Annotated in this window: 18 protein-coding genes and 1 pseudogene; 10 read left to right on the forward strand and 9 right to left on the reverse strand. The window is 73.3% G+C overall.

Annotation, left to right across the window (positions count from 1 at the left end):
- Positions 1-315 (reverse strand): annotated as a pseudogene (locus tag AB0H87_RS20830) (hypothetical protein); the annotation flags it as partial.
- Here AB0H87_RS20830 and AB0H87_RS20835 point away from each other — a divergent pair.
- The 6 genes from AB0H87_RS20835 to AB0H87_RS20860 all read left to right on the forward strand — a co-directional run bounded on the left by AB0H87_RS20835 (position 314) and on the right by AB0H87_RS20860 (position 6,324).
- Positions 314-1,327 (forward strand): hypothetical protein, encoded by a 1,014-nt coding sequence (locus tag AB0H87_RS20835; protein ID WP_360147797.1) that lies wholly within the window; start codon positions 314-316, stop codon positions 1,325-1,327. The pseudogene AB0H87_RS20830 and the gene AB0H87_RS20835 overlap by 2 nt on opposite strands.
- Positions 1,328-1,357: 30 nt before the next feature.
- Positions 1,358-2,308, forward strand: a complete 951-nt coding sequence (locus tag AB0H87_RS20840; RefSeq protein WP_360147800.1) for an alpha/beta hydrolase — start codon at positions 1,358-1,360, stop codon at positions 2,306-2,308.
- 174 nt (positions 2,309-2,482) lie between these two features.
- Entirely contained in the window at positions 2,483-3,220 is a 738-nt protein-coding gene (locus tag AB0H87_RS20845; protein WP_360147803.1) for a DUF3152 domain-containing protein, read from the forward strand.
- 47 nt (positions 3,221-3,267) lie between these two features.
- Positions 3,268-4,086 (forward strand): DUF3152 domain-containing protein, encoded by an 819-nt coding sequence (locus tag AB0H87_RS20850; RefSeq protein WP_360147806.1) that lies wholly within the window; start codon positions 3,268-3,270, stop codon positions 4,084-4,086.
- A gap of 63 nt (positions 4,087-4,149) precedes the next feature.
- Positions 4,150-5,367, forward strand: coding sequence for an adenylyltransferase/sulfurtransferase MoeZ (moeZ, locus tag AB0H87_RS20855; protein ID WP_360147845.1), 1,218 nt, complete (start codon positions 4,150-4,152; stop codon positions 5,365-5,367).
- Positions 5,368-5,406: 39 nt separating this feature from the next.
- Positions 5,407-6,324 carry a prenyltransferase/squalene oxidase repeat-containing protein gene (locus tag AB0H87_RS20860; RefSeq protein ID WP_360147848.1) on the forward strand — a complete coding sequence of 306 codons (918 nt, stop codon included), beginning with the start codon at positions 5,407-5,409 and terminating at the stop codon, positions 6,322-6,324.
- Here the strand turns inward: AB0H87_RS20860 and AB0H87_RS20865 are convergent.
- The 5 genes from AB0H87_RS20865 to AB0H87_RS20885 form a co-directional block, all read right to left on the reverse strand.
- Positions 6,317-7,630 (reverse strand): DUF2252 domain-containing protein, encoded by a 1,314-nt coding sequence (locus tag AB0H87_RS20865; RefSeq protein WP_360147809.1) that lies wholly within the window; start codon positions 7,628-7,630, stop codon positions 6,317-6,319. The two genes, AB0H87_RS20860 and AB0H87_RS20865, sit on opposite strands and share 8 nt — an antisense overlap.
- Positions 7,631-7,668: 38 nt before the next feature.
- Positions 7,669-8,457 (reverse strand): SDR family NAD(P)-dependent oxidoreductase, encoded by a 789-nt coding sequence (locus AB0H87_RS20870; protein ID WP_360147812.1) that lies wholly within the window; start codon positions 8,455-8,457, stop codon positions 7,669-7,671.
- Entirely contained in the window at positions 8,457-8,990 is a 534-nt protein-coding gene (locus tag AB0H87_RS20875) for an NADH-quinone oxidoreductase subunit B family protein (protein ID WP_360147815.1), read from the reverse strand. The genes AB0H87_RS20870 and AB0H87_RS20875 overlap by 1 nt, the downstream gene beginning before the upstream one ends.
- A gap of 169 nt (positions 8,991-9,159) precedes the next feature.
- The gene (locus AB0H87_RS20880; RefSeq protein ID WP_360147818.1) at positions 9,160-10,626 is read right to left on the reverse strand and encodes an aspartate aminotransferase family protein; all 1,467 of its coding nucleotides are present in this window, start codon (positions 10,624-10,626) and stop codon (positions 9,160-9,162) included.
- A gap of 11 nt (positions 10,627-10,637) precedes the next feature.
- Positions 10,638-12,023 carry an MFS transporter gene (locus AB0H87_RS20885; RefSeq protein WP_360147821.1) on the reverse strand — a complete coding sequence of 462 codons (1,386 nt, stop codon included), beginning with the start codon at positions 12,021-12,023 and terminating at the stop codon, positions 10,638-10,640.
- Positions 12,024-12,113: 90 nt separating this feature from the next.
- Here AB0H87_RS20885 and AB0H87_RS20890 point away from each other — a divergent pair, with 90 nt between their 5' ends.
- Positions 12,114-13,511, forward strand: a complete 1,398-nt coding sequence (locus AB0H87_RS20890; protein ID WP_360147824.1) for a gamma-glutamyltransferase — start codon at positions 12,114-12,116, stop codon at positions 13,509-13,511.
- On the opposite strand, the gene AB0H87_RS20895 is transcribed toward AB0H87_RS20890, so the two are convergent.
- Positions 13,508-13,819: an MGMT family protein gene (locus tag AB0H87_RS20895; RefSeq protein ID WP_360147827.1), complete on the reverse strand. Its 312-nt coding sequence runs from the start codon at positions 13,817-13,819 to the stop codon at positions 13,508-13,510. The two genes, AB0H87_RS20890 and AB0H87_RS20895, sit on opposite strands and share 4 nt — an antisense overlap.
- Before the next feature lie 61 nt (positions 13,820-13,880).
- Here AB0H87_RS20895 and proB point away from each other — a divergent pair, with 61 nt between their 5' ends.
- Both proB and AB0H87_RS20905 read left to right on the forward strand, forming a co-directional pair.
- Positions 13,881-14,990 (forward strand): glutamate 5-kinase, encoded by a 1,110-nt coding sequence (proB, locus tag AB0H87_RS20900; protein WP_360147830.1) that lies wholly within the window; start codon positions 13,881-13,883, stop codon positions 14,988-14,990.
- A 14-nt stretch (positions 14,991-15,004) separates the two neighbouring features.
- A complete protein-coding gene (locus AB0H87_RS20905) occupies positions 15,005-16,249 on the forward strand; it encodes a glutamate-5-semialdehyde dehydrogenase (RefSeq protein ID WP_360147833.1) in 1,245 nt (414 codons plus the stop codon).
- Here AB0H87_RS20905 and AB0H87_RS20910 read toward each other — a convergent pair.
- Positions 16,246-17,289 (reverse strand): glucose 1-dehydrogenase, encoded by a 1,044-nt coding sequence (locus AB0H87_RS20910; protein ID WP_360147836.1) that lies wholly within the window; start codon positions 17,287-17,289, stop codon positions 16,246-16,248. The two genes, AB0H87_RS20905 and AB0H87_RS20910, sit on opposite strands and share 4 nt — an antisense overlap.
- 90 nt (positions 17,290-17,379) lie before the next feature.
- Here AB0H87_RS20910 and AB0H87_RS20915 point away from each other — a divergent pair, with 90 nt between their 5' ends.
- On the forward strand, positions 17,380-18,291 hold the full coding sequence (locus tag AB0H87_RS20915) for a helix-turn-helix domain-containing GNAT family N-acetyltransferase (protein WP_360147839.1): 912 nt from the start codon (positions 17,380-17,382) through the stop codon (positions 18,289-18,291).
- Here the strand turns inward: AB0H87_RS20915 and AB0H87_RS20920 are convergent.
- On the reverse strand, positions 18,284-19,039 hold the full coding sequence (locus AB0H87_RS20920; protein WP_360147842.1) for a hypothetical protein: 756 nt from the start codon (positions 19,037-19,039) through the stop codon (positions 18,284-18,286). The genes AB0H87_RS20915 and AB0H87_RS20920 overlap by 8 nt on opposite strands.
- Between the last annotated feature and the right edge of the window lie 160 nt (positions 19,040-19,199).

Raw genomic sequence — 19,199 nt, forward strand, 5'->3', positions numbered from 1 at the left:
CTCTGGTCCGCCGGCGCCGCGCCCGACCTCTGGTCCGCCGGCGTCGCGCCCGACCTCTGCTCCGCCGGCTCCGCGCCCGACATCGGCCCCGCCGGCACCGCGACCGACCTCGGCCGCGCCGGCGACGCGCCCGACCTCGGCTCCGCCGGCGTGGCGTCCGACCGTTGCCGGGGCGGACACGCCCGCACCGTCGGCGTCCCCGGCCGCGGCGCCTCCGCCGGCACCGGGCCTGACGCCGCCCGGCCTGATCCCGCCGAGCCCGGCGCCCCCGCCGACCATGAGCGCCGCGCCGACCTCGCCGCCCGCGCCGAACATGACGGCGGCACAGGCTTCGCCGCCCGGGCCGGACACGACCGCGACCCCGAACCTCCCGCCCGCTCGCGACCTGCTCGCCGGGCGGCGCCCGCCCGCCATGCCGACCCTGCCCGAAGCGCCCAACCTCGCGGCCGTCCCGACCCCGCCGCCCGCACCGACCCCGGCCCGGAGCCCGGCCAAACCGCCGACCACGGCACCGACCCCGGCGCAGCCGCCGGGCTTCGAGCCGCCGGCGGACCCGCCCGCCGCCCACCGCGGCCGCGCACCGGTCGGCTCCCAGGCCAACGTCGACACGCGCGACCTGCCCGACCGCGCCGGGTTCCCCGCCCCGGTCTCCGGCGCACCGCACGACGACCCGCACCGGCACCGGCCGGTGCCCGAGGACGACCGCGGCCATCTCTACGGCGGCACCCGATCGGGCCGCCGGGCCGCGCCCGACCAGCAGCCCCCGCCGGGCTCGTTCCCGGAGCCGGGCAGCGCCGCCGGCATCATCGGCAGCGTCGGCGGACACCCGGTGACGGCCACCGCGACCGCGTACTCCGGCGGCCTGATCAGCACCACCGAGTCCGCGCCCTCGCGTCCGCTGAACCCGGGCGCCAGCCCCGGCCCGCGCGTGGTGATCGACCACGTGCAGGTCAGCACGTTCGGGCTCGACGCCACCGTGGAGACGCGGCTCGCCGCCGGCAAGCGGGTCGCCAACGGCCTGGCCACGGGCCCCGCCGTCGACGGCTACGTGCTGCGGCTCTGCGCGGTCTCCGCCGCCTCGGCGATCGACGAACTGCTGCGCACGGCCAGCCGGGCCGACGACCGCGGCCGGTGCTTCATCGAGCACGCGGCGGTCGTGCCGTTCGGCAACTGCGAGGTCGCCGTCGCGGTCGTCCTGCTCGTTTGCGAGGGATGGGTTGAGCAGCTTGCCGGCTCTGCCCTCGTTTCGGGTGATCCGCGCCAAGCTGTCGTACGTGCGACGCTCGCTGCCGTAAATCGCCGTCTGGAAGCGCTGCTCTCCGACTGACAAACGGCGTGTGACGGGCACAATAAATTCATGAAACGTGCTCTGCTCGGCGCCGACGAGGCCCTCGGGCCCGATCGGATGCCGCCTCCGTGGCCCGGTCGGATGGCCGTCATCGACGGCGAGCAGACCTTCGTGCGCGACACCCCGGCCACCCGGCCCGACGCCGAGCCGGCGCTCTACGTGCACGGCCTCGGCGGCTCCTCGCAGAACTGGACCGACCTCGCCGACCTGCTCTCCGACCGCCTCGACGGCCAAGCGGTCGACCTGCCCGGCTTCGGTCGCAGTGACCCGGCGAAGCGCTACACGCTCAAGGCGTTCGCCGACCGCATCATCCGCTACATCGAGGCCACCGGGCGCGGGCCCGTGCACCTGTTCGGCAACTCGCTCGGCGGCGCGGTGGTCATCCGGGTCGCCGGGACGCGCCCCGACCTGGTCCGCACGCTCACGCTGATCTCGCCGGCGATGCCGTTCCTCGACCCCCGCCGCTCGCTGCAGGGCCCGGTCGTCCCGCTGCTCGCGCTGCCCCGCGCCGATCGGCTGGCCGCCTGGATGATGGCCCGCTACGCCCCGGAGGAGATGGCCGCGCAGGTCATTGAGGCGTGCTTCAACGACGTCACGCGGGTCACGGAGCAGCGCCGCCGCGAGGCGATCGAGGAGATCAAGATCCGCTACGAGGCCGCGCACTACGCCGACGCGTACGTCCGCACGCTGCGCGGCCTGGTGAGCAGCTTCCTGCGTGCCTACCTGCCGGGCGCCAACTCGATGTGGAAGATCGCCGCCCAGATCACCGCGCCGACGCTGGTGGTCGGCGGTCGGCAGGACCGGCTCGTCGACATCCGGGTGGCGCCGGCGGTGGCCAAGGCCATTCCGGACAGCCGCCTGCTGATCCTCGACGGCGTCGGTCACGTCGCGCAGATGGAGGTGCCACGGATCGTGGCCCGCGGGGTGACCGCGCTCCTGGACGAATTCGCACGCTCCTGACCCGGGTCACAAAAACCCGCCCTCGTGTGGCAGGGTGTGGTCAGCATGATCAACGCGAGGCAACCCCCACCTCGCGGCCGGAGGAGCCAAAAGCGTCGCCGGTCGCGCCGAGGTCGCGGTTCGTCCCGCATACTCACCGTCGCCGGCCTGTCGCTGGTCGTCGGCATCGGACTCATGCTCTTCGGCCTGCCGCTGCGGGCAAGCGACCCCGATCCGACGGGATCGGTCCTCGCCGCGCCCACCGCCAGCGGGTCCGCGACCCCGTCGGCAGCCGCCCGCCCGACGAAGGCGGCCGCGCCGCCGGTCTACCGGCTGGCCGGCACGCCGCCCGAGCGCGGTGAGAACACGTTCAGCTACGGGCAGACCACCGGCAAGGTCGTCGGCCGGTCGGGCACGCTGCGCCGATACCGGATCGCCGTCGAGGACGGGTCCAAGGAGGACATCGAGAAGTTCGGCGACTTCGTCGACAAGACACTGGCCGACCCGCGGAGCTGGATCGCCGGCGGCGACCTGCGGTTGCAGCGGGTGGCGGAGGGCGAGTCCTACAGCTTCACGGTGTACCTCGCGACCGCGGACACCTCGCACGACATGTGCGCCCGGGGCGGCACGAACACCAACCTCGACGGCGAGCCGTACACCTCGTGCCGGACGGTCGGCAAGGTGATCATCAATCTCGACCGGTGGCGCATGTCGGTCGACCACTTCGTCAAGGCGAAGATCCCGCTCGAGACCTACCGCACCTACGTGGTCAACCACGAGACCGGGCACGAGCTGGGCAACAGCCACGTGCGCTGCCCCGGCGCCGGCAAGCCCGCGCCCGTGATGATGCAGCAGACGCTGTTCCTCAACGGCTGCAGAGCGAATCCCTTTCCGTACGTGAACGGAAAACTCAACACCGGCCCGCCACTCTGAGGCGATAAGCGGGAAATGCCCGAATTGACCTGGCATCGTTTCTGGTCATGGCGACGCCGAACCCAGGCACCCCGCTCCAGGACCCGACGACTCCCGAACCCCGCGACCGGACGCGGCTGACCCTCGCGATCGGACTCGCGTTGATCGCGCTCGCTTCCCTGCTGATGGCGGTCGACCAGGCCCGGCGGACGCCCGCGAGCCGAGAACCCGCCGCCGGCCCGAGCGCACCCGCGCCCTCGTCGATCCGGTCGTTCGACGCGCTGACCCCGGCCCCGTCGCCGACCGCCGCGCCGCGCCCGCCGCACCAGGGGCAGGGCGTCTTCAGCACCGCCGACGACGACGGCCGGTACCTCGGCCGCGGCACCACGCTGCTCCGCTTCCACGTGGCCGTCGAGCAGGGCCTCGGCCTGCGGCTCGCCGACTTCACCGCGGCCGTCGACACCATCCTTGGCGACCGGCGGAGCTGGATCGCGGGCGGCGAGCTCAAGCTGCGCCGGGTCGGCGCCGCGGAGCCGGCCGACTTCACGATCTACCTCGCCAGCGCCGCGACCTCCGAGGTGATGTGCGCGGACGGCGGCCTGGACACCGACGGATACACCTCGTGCCAGCTCGGCGGCCAGGTGATCATCAACGCCGACCGCTGGGTCGGCGCGGTGCCGGAGTTCGAGGCGCCGCTCGCCGAGTACCAGGCCTACGCGCTCAACCACGAGGTCGGCCACCAGCTCGGCCACGGCCACCAGGCCTGCCCGTCGCCGGGCGCGCCCGCCCCGGTCATGCAGCAGCAGACCCTCGGCATGCAGGGCTGCCTCCCGTACGGCTGGCCCTATCTCGATGGTCGCCTCCACACCGGCCCGGATATTCCCTAGGGTGCCGGTGGCGCGGGTCATGGCAGCGCGGCGTGTCGCGAGCAACAATTGCTCGGCACAGCCATATCGATCCGATCAGATTCCCCGGGGAGACTCACCGTGTCATTGCCCCCGCTCGTCGAGCCCGCCGCCGAGCTCACCGTCGACGAGATCCGCCGCTATTCGCGCCACCTGATCATCCCGGACGTCGGGGTGACGGGGCAGAAGCGGCTCAAGAACGCCCGGGTGCTCTGTGTCGGCGCGGGCGGGCTGGGCTCGCCCGCTCTGCTGTACCTCGCCGCGGCCGGCGTCGGCACGCTGGGCATCGTCGAGTTCGACACCGTCGACGAGAGCAACCTGCAGCGCCAGATCATCCACGGCCAGTCCGACATCGGTAAGCCGAAGGCGGAGTCCGCGGCGGCCACGGTCCGCGAGATCAACCCGCTCGTCAACGTGGTCATCCACAACACGGCGTTGGACCGCGACAACGTCAAGGAGATCTTCTCCCAGTACGACCTGATCGTCGACGGCACCGACAACTTCGCCACCCGCTACATGGTCAACGACGCGGCGGTGCTGCTCGGCAAGCCGTACGTGTGGGGCTCGATCTACCGCTTCGACGGTCAGGCGTCGGTGTTCTGGGCCGAGCACGGCCCCTGCTACCGCTGCCTCTACCCGGAGCCCCCGCCGCCCGGCATGGTCCCGTCCTGCGCCGAGGGTGGCGTGCTCGGCGTGCTCTGCGCGTCGATCGGCTCCATCCAGGTGACCGAGGCGATCAAGCTGCTCACCGGCATCGGCGAGCCGCTGGTCGGCGGCCTGACGGTCTACGACGCGCTCGAGATGTCGTACCGCAAGATCAAGGTTCGCAAGGACCCGGACTGCGTGCTCTGCGGCCCCAACGCGACGCTGACCGACCTCATGGAGGACTACGAGGACTTCTGCGGCGCGGTCTCCGTCGAGGCCCAGGAGGCGACCGTCGACGCGACGATCACCGCGCGCGAGCTCAAGGAGTGGCAGGACGCCGGCAAGGACTTCTTCCTGGTCGACGTTCGCGAGCCGGCCGAGTACGAGATCGTCCGGATCCCGGGCTCGACGCTGATCCCCAAGGGCGACATCCTGAGCGGCGAGGCGCTGGCCAGCCTGCCCCAGGACCGGCAGATCGTGCTCCACTGCAAGTCGGGCGTCCGCTCGGCGGAGGCGCTCGCGGCGGTCAAGGCGGCCGGCTTCAAGGACGCCGTGCACCTCCAGGGCGGCGTGCTCTCCTGGATCAAGCAGATCGACCCGAGCCTGCCGGCCTACTGAGCCGACCGACGACGGATCCCGGGCACCGCGGTGCCCGGGATCTGCCGTTTCCGAGTTCTAAACCAGGCCGACGGGTACTTGTCCCTGGCCAACCGCGTGAAGCGGACTCGCCTTTCCGGCGGTACCGTTTCGCGCGTGGTTGATCTGGACGCGGCGATCGGATTCGTGGTCGCCCATGGCGACGCGGTCGACCGCGCCCGGTTGTCGTGGCTGCGCGTCGGCGCCCCGCCCCAGCAGTCGATCCTCGACGACGCGGAGGTCGGCCAGGCCCCGGACGGCGGTTGGCCCGCGATCTGGGGCGGCGAGGTGGCCTCGGTCGACGCGACCTGTTTCCGCCTCGCCGAGCTCGACGACCTCGGCGCCCTCGGCCGCCCGGCGGCCCGCCGCGCCCTCGACTGGCTGGCCACCCGGCAGCGGCCCGACGGCACCTGGGAAGAGGACCCGTCGCTGTCCGGCTGGGCACCGCCGTGGGCCACGCCCGGCGACCCGGAGGCGACGCTTTACCTGACCGCCAACGCCGGTTTCTGGCTCACCGTGGCCGGCCACGACGCGCGCGCCGCAGGCCCGTTCGACCACCGGCCCGGCGGGGCGTACGCGGGCGTGGTGCAGAGCGCGGCACACGCCTTCGCCGCGGCGCTCAAGGACGACGGCACCTGGCCCTCGTTCCTGGCCACGGGCTGGCTCGGCGCCGCGGTGCTCTACCGGCAGGAGATGTACTACGAGTCGGCCCGGATCCAGGTCGTGCTCACCGAGCGGGTCCGCGACATGACCCCCTCCGACGTGACCGCGATGGCGAGCGCGCTGCGCCGGGTCGGCCTGTCGACCGACGACACGCTGCTCGCCGCCGCCCGCCGCCGGCTGGCCGGGACACAGCGCAGCGACGGCGGCTGGGCCAGCGACGACGGCGAGGCGTTCGACGTGCACACGACCCTGGCCGCGATCCGCGCGTTCAGGTGAGGCCGGGCACCCGCCCGTTGCGGAACAGGTCGACGAAGATCTGGTGGTCCTCCCGGGCCCGCACGCCGTAGGCGTGCGCGAACTCGACCAGGTGCGCGACGAAGCCGCGCTCGTCCTTGTCGACCGCCGCCACGATGGCCTCCTCGGTGGAGAAGTCGACCAGGTCGTGGCTCGACTCGTCGTCGGCGACCGAGTGCATCCGGGCCACCGCGCGGCCGAGGTCGCCGACCACGCCGGCCAGCTCGTCGGGCTCGTTGACGTCGGCCCAGTCCAGATCCGCGGCGTACGGCGAGACCTCGGCGACGAGCTGCCCGATGCCGTCCAGCTCGGTGAAGCCCACCCACGGGTCGGCGTGCGCCTGCAGCGCCCGCTGTGACTCGGCCGTCCGGTGGCCCTGGTGCTGGAAGTAGCTCCGCACGCGACCGTCGGTGATGTGCCGGGCGACCGCGGGCACCTGCGCCTGCTTCATGTAGATGACGACGTCGTTCTCCAGCGCCTGCGTGTGCCCCTCGAGCAGCAGGTTGTAGGACGGCAGCCCGGCCGACCCGATCCCGACGCCCTTGCGCAGCACGACGTCCTTGATCCGGGTCGCCACCGGGCGGTGCGCGGCGAGCTGCTCCGGCAGCGTCGAGAGGTATTTGTCGAACGCCGCGCAGACCGCCTCGCGCCGGGCGTCGTCGATCTCGAAGACCCCGTCGCCGAGCGCGAACCGGCGCTCGTAGTTGTCGATCGTGGTCTGCCCGTCGAGCATCGCCACCCGGGTGCTCAGCCGCGCCTGTTGCAGCACGGTGCGCAGCACGCCGTCGGCGTTGGCCAGGGTGATCGAGCCGATCGCGTCGTCGCCGCCGGCCGCGATCGCCCGCAGCTCGGTCAGGTAGGCGTTGGCGAACCGGCCGACCAGGTCGCTGATCACGTCGTCGGAGAGCGCCTTCGCGTAGCCGATCAGCGCCACGCTCGCCGCGAACCGCTTGAGGTCCCAGGAGAAGGGCCCGACGTACGCCTCGTCGAAGTCGTTGACGTTGAAGACCAGCTCGCCGGAGCCGTTCATGTAGGTGCCGAAGTTCTCCGCGTGCAGGTCGCCGTGGATCCACACCCGGCTGGTCCGCTCGTCGAGGAAGCGGCCGTCGGTGAACTCGCCGGTGAGGTCGGCGTAGAAGACCGCGGCGCTGCCCCGGTAGAACGCGAACGGCGAGGCCGCCATCTTGCGGAACTTGCGCCGGAAGGCGGCCGGGTCGAGGGCCATCAGCTGGCCGAACTCGGTGGTGAGCACGTCCACCAGGTGGGTGGAACGCCGTTCGTTGGTCATGAGCGGAACGCTAGACCCAGCGCGCCACCGTGGTCATGTCAGGAATCCGTCAACTCGGCCGCCCGGGCGGCCAGGGCGGCCCGGAACGCGGGGTCGTAGGCCTGCGCGCGGACCCGTTCCTCCCGCTCGCCGTCGAAGTAGACACCGGTCACCTCGTCGAGCGCCGGGTCGACGACGAGCCGCAGCGTGGCCCGCAGTCCCTGCTCGAGCGTCGACACCGGGGCGAACTCCGCGACCCGCACCAGCGTGGTCGGCATCAGCGTCGCCGGGTGCAGGCAGTTGACCGTGACACCGGTGCCGGCCAGCTGCGCGGCGAGGTCGAACGTGTCGCAGATCATGGCCAGCTTCGCCCGGCGGTAGGCGCGGATTCCGTCGTACCCGTGGTCCATCATCAGATCGTCGAGATCGATGTCGGCCTGGCCGATCGACGCGACGTTGACGATGCGGGCTCGCGCGGGCTTGCGCAGGAGAGGCAGCAGCAACCGTGAAAGGAGGTACGGCGCCAGATAGTTGACAGCCAGCCGCAGCTCGATGCCGTCACCGGTCAGCTCGCGCGGCGCGCCGGGCGCCCCGAAGCCGACCGCGGCGTTGTTGACCAGCACGTCGAGTGTGTCGTAGCGGTCCGCGACGTCCGCCGCGAGCTGTCGCACCGCGTCCTGCGAAGCCAGGTCGGCCCGTAGCGCGACGGCGCCGGTCGCCCGGGCCACCTCGGCCAGCCGGTCGGCGTGCCGTCCGTGCAGCACCAGCTCGTGCCCCTGGTCGGCCAGGGCGAGCGCGAGCGCCCGGCCGAGCCCGTCGGACGCGCCCGTGATGAGGATCCGGGCCATCAGCCGCGGGCACCGTTGGGCGGCGGCACCAGCGGTGCGGTCAGCGCGAGCGGGTCGGGGCGGGCCACCCCGCCCGGGCCGGCCTGCTCACCCGCGATCTTGTCCTGCAGGCGCAGGATGCCGTGCATCAGCGCCTCGGGCCGGGGCGGGCAGCCGGGCACGTACACGTCCACGGGGATGATCTGGTCGACGCCCTTGGTCACCGAGTAGGAGTCCCAGTAGGGCCCGCCGCAGTTCGAGCAGGCGCCGAACGAGATGACGTACTTCGGTTCGGGCATCTGGTCGTAGAGCCGCTTGATCGCCGGCGCCATCTTGTCGGTCACGGTGCCCGACACGACCATGAGGTCGGCCTGGCGCGGCCCGTGCGCGAACGGGATGACGCCGAGCCGCATGAAGTCGTGCCGGCCCATGCTGCTGGCGATGAACTCGATCGCGCAGCAGGCGAGGCCGAAGTTGAAGACCCACAGGGAGTAGCGCCGGCCCCAGTTGAGCACGAACCGGATCGGCTCTCCGAGCACAGCGGGCAGTTCCACGATCTCCAGGCTAGATCCTCGGCGGTGGATCAGGCCAGCACCCCAGCGGGCCCAGACGACGCCCGACCGCACGCGGAGGCCGGTCGGATACAACACCGGTATCCAACCGCCCTCCGCGCGCGCCCGGACGCCGCCTGGACCTCGCTGGGGCACTACCCTGATCCACCGCCTAGGACCTGTCGAAGCTCGGCCGCTGCAGCAGACCCAGGAACTCCACCAGGAGGCGCTCCCGGACCGGGACCGGTGCGGCGTCGAGCAGGGTGTTGACCGCGGCCATCCGCGCTGGCAGCGGCCCACCCGGGCCGCCGAGGCCCAGGCCGGCCGCCAGACCGGCTACGACGTCCCCGGTCAGGGCGCCCGGGTCCAGCGCGCCCACCATGGTCAACACCTCGACCGGCAGTTCGGCGGGACCCAGCGCCTTGGCCGCCTCGACGGCGTCGGCCAGCGCGGACGCGAACTCCGCCACGTGCGGGGCCACCGCCGCCGTGACCGTCAGGTGGATGCTGGCCGGCAGGTCGCCGTACCGCAGCTGGGCCTGGGTGTGGAAGCCGCGCGCGGTGAGCTCGTCGGCCAGCACGAACAGGTCAGGCCCGTCGGCCTCGGCGGTGAAGCAGACGACCGTGGTGTGCGCCGGCGCCATCAGCCGCAGCCCGTCGACCGCCTCGACCGCGGCCGCCAGCCCGGCCACCGCCTCCCGGGTGACCGACGCCAGCCGCAGGTAGCCGTCGTCGCCGATCCGGCGCAGCGTCGCGTACGCCGCCGCGATCGGGCCGCCGGACCGGGTCGACGAGACGCCCGGGTTGATCATCGTGTAGCCGGGCCAGTCGCCGAACGCGAAGTACTGCGGCGCCCGCAGCGCCGGGTCGCGGTGCAGCAGCACGGACGTGCCCTTCGGGGCGTACGCGTACTTGTGCAGGTCGACGGAGATCGACGTGACGCCGGGGACCGCGAAGTCGAACGCCGGCAGGTCGGCACCGAGCCGGCGCAGGTACGGCAGGGTCCAGCCGCCGAAGCAGGCGTCGACGTGGCAGCGCACCCCGGCTGCGGCGGCCACCGCCGCGATCTCCTCGACCGGGTCGACGACGCCGTGCGCGTAAGCCGGAGCGGAGCACGCCACCAGCACCGTGTCGGCGGTGATCGCGGCGGCGAGATCCGCGACCGAGGGTCGCAAGGTCGACGGCGAGACGGGCACGGCATCCAGCCGCACGCCCAGATAGTGCGCCGCCTTCGCGAACGCGGCGTGCCCGGTCACCGGCACCACGATCCGCGGTGCGGCGATGTCCGGGCGGGCGTCCCGGGCCGCCTTCACCGCGAGGATCAGCGACTCGGTGCCGCCGCTGGTCACGCTGCCGACCACGTCCGGCGCGGTCGTGCCCGGCCCGCCGCCGAGCAGCCGGGCGGCGGCGCCCACGAGCGCGTTCTCCATGGCCAGCAGCGACGGGAACGCGGTCGGGTCGAGGCCGTTGACCGACGCGGAGATCGCGTACGCGGCGTTGGCCAGCTCGTCGAGCCCGGGCACGCCCGGGTCGTAGACGTAGGCGAACAGGCGCCCGCCGTGCGTGGGCTGGTCGGCCGCGCGGAGCCCGCGCAGCTCGTCGAGGATCTGCTCGGCCGGCACACCTTCTGGCGACAACATGGCTGAAAACGCTAGTTGACCACCGCGTCGGCCGGGGCACCGACCGCCGACCGCAGCTTCGCCTCGGTCAGGTCGTACCCGCGCATCAGCAGCACCGCCAGCCCCACGATCAGCCCGGGCAGCAGGGTGAAGCCGAGCAGCACGCCCAGGCGCGCGGTGCTGTCCTGCGGCGCGGCCTCGCCGGACGACGACGAGACGTAGCCGAAGACCTGCAGGACCAGCAGGTAGATGCCGGGGCCGAGGGCGAGGCCGAACGTCTCGCCGGCCGTCCACAGCCCGGTGAACACCCCGGCCTGCCGCTTGCCGGTGCGCGCGGTGTCGTACGCGATGCAGTCCGGCAGCATGGCCATCCCGAACACCTGCTGGCCGGCGTACGCGACGCCCAGCACGCCGACGATCAGGTAGACGGCGGCCGCGGGGAGCACCGGAGCCAGCACGAGCAGCACAGCGGCGGCGGCGAACAGCAGCGACGCCAGGACGTACGCCCGGGCCTTGCCGACCCGCGCGCCCACCCGGCTCCACAGTGGCATGACGAGCAGCGCCGGCCCGACGAAGCAGGCGAACAGGATCGTCGGCCCGGTGTCGGGGGAGTAGAGCACGTGGTCGGCGAAGTACTGCACGCCGGCGAGGATCATCGCGATCCCCACCGCCTGGATGACGAAGCAGATCAGCAGCAGCCGGAACGGCCGGTTGCGGGACGCCACGGCGAGCTGCGCGCGCAGCGTCGGCTCGCTCTCCCGCACGGTGCCGGTCGGCGCGTTCGCGGTGCCGGTGAACACCGCGACCGTGCCGACCACGATCAGGCCGGCCACGAACAGGCCCATCCAGCGGTGTCCGGCGATCCCTTCGCCGCCGGCGTTGACCACCAGCGGCGCGATCGCACCGGAGATCAGGATCGCGATCGCGAGCACGGCGACCCGCCAGGTCAGCAGCCGGGTCCGCTCGCTGTAGTCGTCGGTCAGCTCGGCCGGCATCGCCACGTAGGGCACCTGGAAGAAGGCGTACGCCGTCGCCGCCAGCAGGAACGCGAAGGCGACGTAGGCGCCCCGACCGGAGGCGAACGGCGCCGCGAAGATCGCCGCGAACAGCACGGCGAGGACCAGACCACCCACCAGGAGGTACGGGCGGCGGGCGCCCCAGGGGCTGCGGGTGCGGTCGGAGATCCGCCCGGCCACGGGGTTGACCAGCACGTCCCAGGCCTTCGGGGCCCAGACGAGGACGCCGGCCAGCCAGGCGGCCACCCCGAGCGTGTCGGTGAGGTATGGCGCCAGCAGCAGCCCCGGCACGGTGCCGAAAGCGCCGGTGACCAGCGAACCAAGGGCGTATCCCGCGTGCACCCGGCGCGGTAGCTGGGTACCCGATCGGGTGATCGCCGGTTGGCTCGGCTGCGCGTCCATGAGGCGGGATGTTAGCCATCCGAGCGCACCAGCGGGAGATTTACCTCTACGCTCGCGGCGCGAGCGGGATTATCGGCCATATAAGGGGTGATGCCGGTGAAAGCCGGTGTGGCAGCCGGGCACCCGGCGACGACCGAGGTCGGTCTGCGGATTCTGGCCTCGGGCGGGACGGCCGCCGACGCGGCGGTCGCCGCCGTGCTGGCCTGCTCGGCGTCCGAGAGCGTGCTGACCGGGATCGGCGGCGGTGGTTTCGCCACGTACTACGACGCCGCCAACCGCACGGTCACCTGCCTCGACTTCTTCTGTTCGATCCCCGGCCTGGACGGGGACGTGTCACCCCGGCCGATGCTGCCGATCGAGGTGACGTTCGGCGGCGTGCCGATGCCGTACTCGATCGGCGGCCCGAGCGTCGGCATCCCCGGCGTCCCGGCCGGCTGCGGCGAGGTGCACTCGCGCTGGGGCCGGCTGCCCTGGCACGAGGTGGTCGAGCCGGCGGTGCTGCTGGCCCGGGCCGGGGTGGCGCTGCCCGAGGCGCAGGCCCGCACGCTGGTCAGCGTGGCGCCGGCGCTGACACCCAGCGACGGCGGCGAGATCTACGCCCCCGGCGGCCGCCTCCTGCGCGGCGGCGAGACGCTGCACCACCCGGGCCTCGACAAGGCGCTGGACAGCCTGGCGAGCGAGGGCCCGTCGATCTTCTACACCGGCCGCTACGGCGACCTGCTGGTGCAGGCGGTCCGCGCCGCCGGGGGCGCGATCGGCCCGGCGGACCTGGCCGCGTACAAGGTGCTCGAACTGCCCGTGGCGCACGCCCGACTGGCCGGCCACCACGTCTACGCGCGGACCGACCTCAACGGCACGATCGCGACGATCAGCGGCCTGCCGGACCCGATCCAGGCGCTGTCCCGGCCGGCGCGGGCGGTCGCGGTGGCCGACGCGCTGCGGGAGTACGGCCGCCCCCGGATCGGCGACACCACCAACGTGTCGGTGGTCGACGAGGAGGGCAACGCCTGCGTGATCACCACGACGCTCGGCATCGGCGCGGGCGTCTGGCTGCCGGGCCTCGGCATCAACCTCAACTCGATGCTCGGCGAGGGCGAGCTGATCACCGAGGACATGGCGCCGGGCCAGCGGATGCAGTCGATGATGTGCCCACTCGTGGTGATCGGCGACGACGGCGACCTGATCCTGGCCGCGGGTTCCGCGGGCGCCTCCCGGATCCGCACGGCGCTGCTCGACACGCTGCTCGGCGTGCTGGTCGACGGCCTGGACACGGAGACCGCCGTGGCCCGCCCGCGGTTCCACGTGGTCGACAACGCGGTGCACGCGGAGCACGGCTACCCGGAGGACGAGTTGTCCGCCCTGGCCGACGCGGGCTACACGGTCGTGCAATGGGAGGAGCTCAACCACTTCTTCGGCGGCGTCAGCGCGGTCGGCCTGGCCGGCGCCGGCGGCGACCCGCGCCGCGGCGGCACGGGCCAACTCCTCTAGTCGTCCTCCGGCCACCAGGCGGCGCGGGAGAGGTCGACGCGGCCGTTCTTCAGGGGTGTTGCCTCGCCGATGTGGCGGGACAGGGCTTCGTGCTCGTGGCCCGGCACCACGCGGCCGTTCGCGGCGACCACCCGGTGCCACGGGACGCTGCCGCCGTGTTTGGCCATGATCGAGCCGACGAGCCGCGCCGAGGAGCGGCCCGAGCGGTCCGCCAGGTAGTCGGCGATCGCACCGTAGGACATCGCCCGTCCCGGTGGGATGCGTTCGACGACGGCGAGCACCTCTTCCACGTACTCCTCCGGGTCCACGCCGGCCACACTATGGGATCTAAAAGTGATCTTGGGTGACCGACCGCGCAGAATGGACCCCGTGCGCGAAGCAGTCACGACGGCACGCCGGATCGTCGTCAAGATCGGGTCGTCGTCGCTGACCACGGCCGACGGCGGTCTCGACGCCGGCCGGGTCGACGCTCTCGCCGACGTGCTGGCCGCCGCCTGCCGCGCCGGCCGCGAGGTGGTGCTGGTCTCGTCCGGCGCGATCGCCGCCGGCCTCGCCCCGCTGCGCATCCCGCGGCGCCCGCGCGACCTGGCCACCCAGCAGGCCGCCGCGTCCGTCGGCCAGGGCCTGCTGATCGGGCGGTACGCGGCCGCGTTCGCCCGCCACGACCTCACCGTCGGCCAGGTGCTGCTGACCGCCGACGACGTGACCCGCCGGGCGCACTACCGCAACGCGTACCGGACCCTGCGCAAGCTGCTCGACCTCGGCGCCGTGCCGATCGTCAACGAGAACGACACCGTGGCCACCGACGAGATCCGGTTCGGCGACAACGACCGGCTCGCCGCCCTGGTCGCGGCCCTGGTCGACGCCGAGCTGCTGGTGCTGCTGTCCGACGTCGACGCGCTCTACACGGGTGACCCGCGCAAGCCCGGCACCCGCAAGATCGACGAGGTGCGCAGCGAGGACGACCTGGCCGGCGTGACGATCGGCGGCGCGGGCAAGGCCGGCGTCGGCACCGGCGGCATGGTGACGAAGGTCGAGGCCGCCCGGATCGCCACCGGGTTCGGCATCCCGGTCGTGCTCACCGCCGCGCCGCACGCCGAGGCCGCGCTGGCCGGCGAGCCCGTCGGCACGCTGTTCCACCGGGTGCGCCGGCGGCCCGCAGCCCGGCTGTTCTGGCTCGCCCATGCGACCGCGCCGCGCGGCCGCCTCCACCTCGACCCGGGCGCGGTGCAGGCCGTGGTGGCCCGGCGCAAGTCGCTGCTGCCGGCCGGCATCACCGCGGTCGACGGGGTGTTCACCGCCGGCGACCCGGTCGACCTGGTCGACAGCGCCGGCGAGCCGGTCGCCCGCGGCCTGGTCAACTACGACGCGGTGGAGCTGCCCGCCCTGCTCGGCCGGTCGACCGGCGACCTGGCGGCCGAGCTCGGCCCCGGCTACGAGCGTGAGGTCGTCCACCGCGACGACCTCGTATTGTTGTGATCAAGGAGGACCGGATGAGCGTGCGGGAGCAGGCGGAGCGGGCCCGGGTGGCGGCGGTCACCCTCGCGGCGACGCCGCGGGCGGCCAAGGACCATGCGCTGCTCTTGATGGCGGACGCGCTGGTCGCGCGTACGCCGGAGATCCTCGAAGCGAACGCCGCCGACGTCGCCGCCGGCCGCGCCGCCGGGCTCTCCGACGCGATCATCGACCGGCTCGCGCTGACCCAGGCCCGGGTCGGCGCCATCGCGGGCGCCCTGCGCGAGATGGCCGCCCTGCCCGACCCGGTCGGCGAGGTCGTCCGCGGCTCGACGCTGCCCAACGGTCTGGAGCTGCGGCAGATCCGGGTGCCCTTCGGCGTGGTCGGCATGATCTACGAGGGCCGGCCCAACGTCACCGTCGACGCCGCCGGCATCTGCCTCAAGTCCGGCAACGCCGCGCTGCTGCGCGGCTCGTCGTCGGCCGCCAACTCCAACGCGGCGCTCGTCGGGATCCTCCGCGACGCGCTCGAGGTGGCCGGGCTGCCGGCCGACGCGGTGCAGCTGCTCGACTCGTCCACCCGCGACTCGGTCAAGGAGCTGATGCGCGCCCGCGGCCTGGTCGACGTGCTCATCCCGCGCGGCGGCGCCTCGCTGATCCGCGCGGTGGTCGAGGAGTCGACGGTGCCGGTGATCGAGACGGGCGTCGGCAACTGCCACGTCTACGTCGACGCCGCGGCCGACCTCGACAAGGCGCTGGCGATCGTGCTCAACTCCAAGACCCAGCGACTGTCCACCTGCAACACCGCCGAGTCGCTGCTGGTGCACGCGGACGTCGCCGACGCGTTCCTGCCGCGGGTGCTGGCCGCGTTCGCCGAGGCCGGGGTCACCGTGCACGGCTCGCCCGAGGTGGCCGCCCACTCGGCCGCTGTGGTGCCCGCGACCGACGAGGACTTCGCCGCCGAATACCTCTCCGCGGACATCTCCGCCGCGGTGGTGCCGTCGCTGGCGGCGGCGGTCGACCACATCCGCCGCTACGGCACCCAGCACACCGAGGCGATCGTGACCGAGTCGTTGGGCGCGTCCCGCGCGTTCGTCGCGGCCGTCGACGCGGCGGCCGTGATGGTCAACGCGTCGACCCGGTTCACCGACGGCGGCGAGTTCGGCTTCGGCGCCGAGATCGGCATCTCGACGCAGAAGCTGCACGCCCGGGGCCCGATGGGCCTGCCGGAGCTGACCTCGACCAAATACGTGGTCACCGGCGACGGCCAGCTGCGCGGCTAGGTGAACTCGACGACCACCTTGATGTCGCCTTCCTGCACGGCGTACGCCTGCGCGTAGTCCTCGACCGACACCCGGCGCGTGATCAGCCGGTCCAGCCACGTGCGGTCGGCCGACGACAGCGCCTCGGCGCCCGCCTTCCAGTGCCGGGCGTTGGCGTTCACCGAACCGAAGACGACGTTGTTCTCCAGCACCAGGGCCCGGTTGAGCGCGCCCGCGTCGATCGGGATCTGGTGCCCGCCCGAGGACACGCCGGTCAGGCAGACGATGCCGCACGGGCCGACGGCGTCCATCACGCCGAACACGACCGGCGCCGCACCGGTGCACTCCAGCACGAGGTCCGGCGCGAAGCCCAACTCGTGCACGGGCTTGCTGTGGTACGTCGCGCCGAGGTCGTGGGTGAGCTGCGGCTTGGGCCCGTCGGTGGCCAGGTCGAGCACGTGCACGTCGAGGCCGCGCTCCTGCCCGAGCAGGGCGGCCAGCAGCCCGATCGGCCCGGCGCCGGTGACCAGCACGTTCTCGGGCTCCCAGGGGTCGCGCTCGACGAACCGGTCGATCAGCTCCCACGCCTTGGCGACCACGCTCGTGGGTTCCAGCAGCACGCCGAGCAGGCCGAGCGACTGGTCGAGCTTGACGGCGTGCTCCGGCTCGATCCGCCACCGGTCGCGGGCGAAACCGTCCAGGCCCTTGATGCCGTGCTCGGTGTACTGCCCGTTGCGGCACATGTCCCACTGGCCCGCGGCGCAGTTGGGGCAGGGCACCGGGTCGGGGTGCCGGACGATGCCGGCGACGAGGTCGCCCCACTTCAGCCGGCCCGTCGGGTCCTCCACCACCCGGCCGAGCGACTCGTGGCCGATGACGAGCCGGTCCTCGCCCGGCGGGGCCTCGCCGTAGTCGGCGGCGATGATCTCGCGGTCGGTGCCGCAGACGCCGACCGCGACGGCCTCCACCAGCAGCCCGCCCTCCCGCTCGGCCGGTTCGGGGAAATCCGGGTCGAGGCGCAGTGAGTCCTTGGTGCCAGGTGTGACGGTCAGGGCCCGCATAGGAACCATCTTGCGGCCAGTGGGGGCATTGCGCGCGGAAACCGTGAGCGCCTATCGTTGACTGAGTCAACGATTTAGTTGAGGTGAGCAATGAGTACGCCGACCGTCGCGCGCGTCCGTGCCTTCAACCGCTTCTACACCCGGGTGATCGGGGTCCTCGGCGAGAGCCTGCTGGACACGCCCTACTCGCTCTCCGAGGCCCGGGTGCTCTTCGAGCTGGCCCAGGCCGACCGGGTCGAGGTGGTCGACCTGCGGCGCACGCTCGGCCTCGACGCCGGCTACCTCAGCCGCGTGCTCACACGCTTCGAGGCCGACGGCCTGGCCGAGCGGTCCCGGTCGGCGACCGACGGCCGGCGGCAGGTGGTGGCGCTGACCGACGCCGGCCGGGTGGCGGCGCGCGACCTCGACGAGCGGTCCCGCACCGACGTCGGCACGCTGCTGGAGCCGCTGGCCGAGGCGGAGCGCCGCCGGCTGCTGGGCGCGATGGACGCGATCCGGTCCGTGCTCGACCGGCGCGGCGAGCCGGGCCTGGTCGTGCTCCGTGGGCCGGTCGCGGGTGACCTGGGGTGGATCGTCCGCCGGCACGGCGAGCTGTACGCACAGGTGCACGGCTGGGACGCGACCTTCGAGGCGTACGTCGCCCGCATCGTCAGCGAGTTCGGCGCCGACCCCGGCCGCGAGGCGCTCTGGATCGCGGAGGTCGACGGCGAGCCCGTGGGCTCCGTGATGTGCGTGGCCGACGACGCCGAGACGGCCCGGCTGCGCGTCCTGCTGGTCGAGCCGGCGGCCCGGGGGATGGGCCTGGGTGGCCGGCTGGTCGACGAGTGCCTGCGCTTCGCCCGGCGCACGGGCTTTCGCCGGATCACGCTGAGCACCTACGACGCGATGGTCGAGGCGCGCCGCATCTACGAGCGGGTCGGCTTCCGCGTCGAGCGCACGACACCGGTCCGGGCGTACGGCCACGACCTGGTCGAGGAGGACTGGTCCCTCGAGCTCAGTTGAGGCAGAGCTCGCCGTCCTCGCTGGCCAGCACCGTGTCGTCGGGGAACGGCTCGGTCTGCTCGGCGCCGATCGTCGCCGGGATCGACGGCTTGCCGCGCAGCACGTACCAGGGGCCGACGCAGGTCGGTGACTCGCGCAGCGTGGTGACCACCCGCTTGCGGGCCTCGGTGAGCGTGAGCTGCTCGTTGGCGAACAGCTGCTGCGAACCGTCCCGCTGCGCCTCGTAGGTCACCCAGGACACGGCGATCGTCTCGCCCGGACAGACGGTGTCGGCCGTGACGACCAGGTTGCTGCCGTCGGCGCTGGCGCGCACCGTCGACACGCAGGCCGCGGGGCCCTGTTGCGCGGCGGCCGGCGGTGTCGTGGCACGCCCGTCGCCGTCGCCGGCCGACACCGGGGCCTTGGTCGCCGTCGCCCCGCCGGCCGCGGTCTGACTGCGCGCGGAGGGCGACAGGGCGGCCGGTGGCGCCAGCGGCGGCGTCAGCGCCGTGGGCGGGAGCGTGTGCGCCGGTTGCGGCCTGTCCGCGACGACCGGCGCTGGCTGTTCCATCGCCGGGAGCTGGGCGAGGCCGGCCACGGCGGCGACGGCGACCGCGGCGGCGGCCACGCCGCCCATCAGGCGCTGCCGGCGACGCCGGACCGTGCTGTGCACCGAGTCGACGCCGGGCGGTGTCAGGAACGGGTCGATCGAGCCGGTCAGCTCCGCGAAGGCGTCCCGGACCCGGTCGGTGCGCGGCTCGTCAAGCACTGCGCACCTCCGAACCGGCCGGCACGTCGTCGGCGAGCCGCAGCGCGAGTGTGGCCCGGCCGCGGTGCAGCCACGACTTGACCGTGCCCTCGGCCGCGCCGGTCAGACCTGGGCCTGGTAGCGGACGCTGTCGTGCCGAGCGCCGCCGGGCCGCAGGTCC

This window comes from Asanoa sp. NPDC050611 (genome assembly GCF_040654855.1).
Lineage (GTDB): Bacteria > Actinomycetota > Actinomycetes > Mycobacteriales > Micromonosporaceae > Asanoa.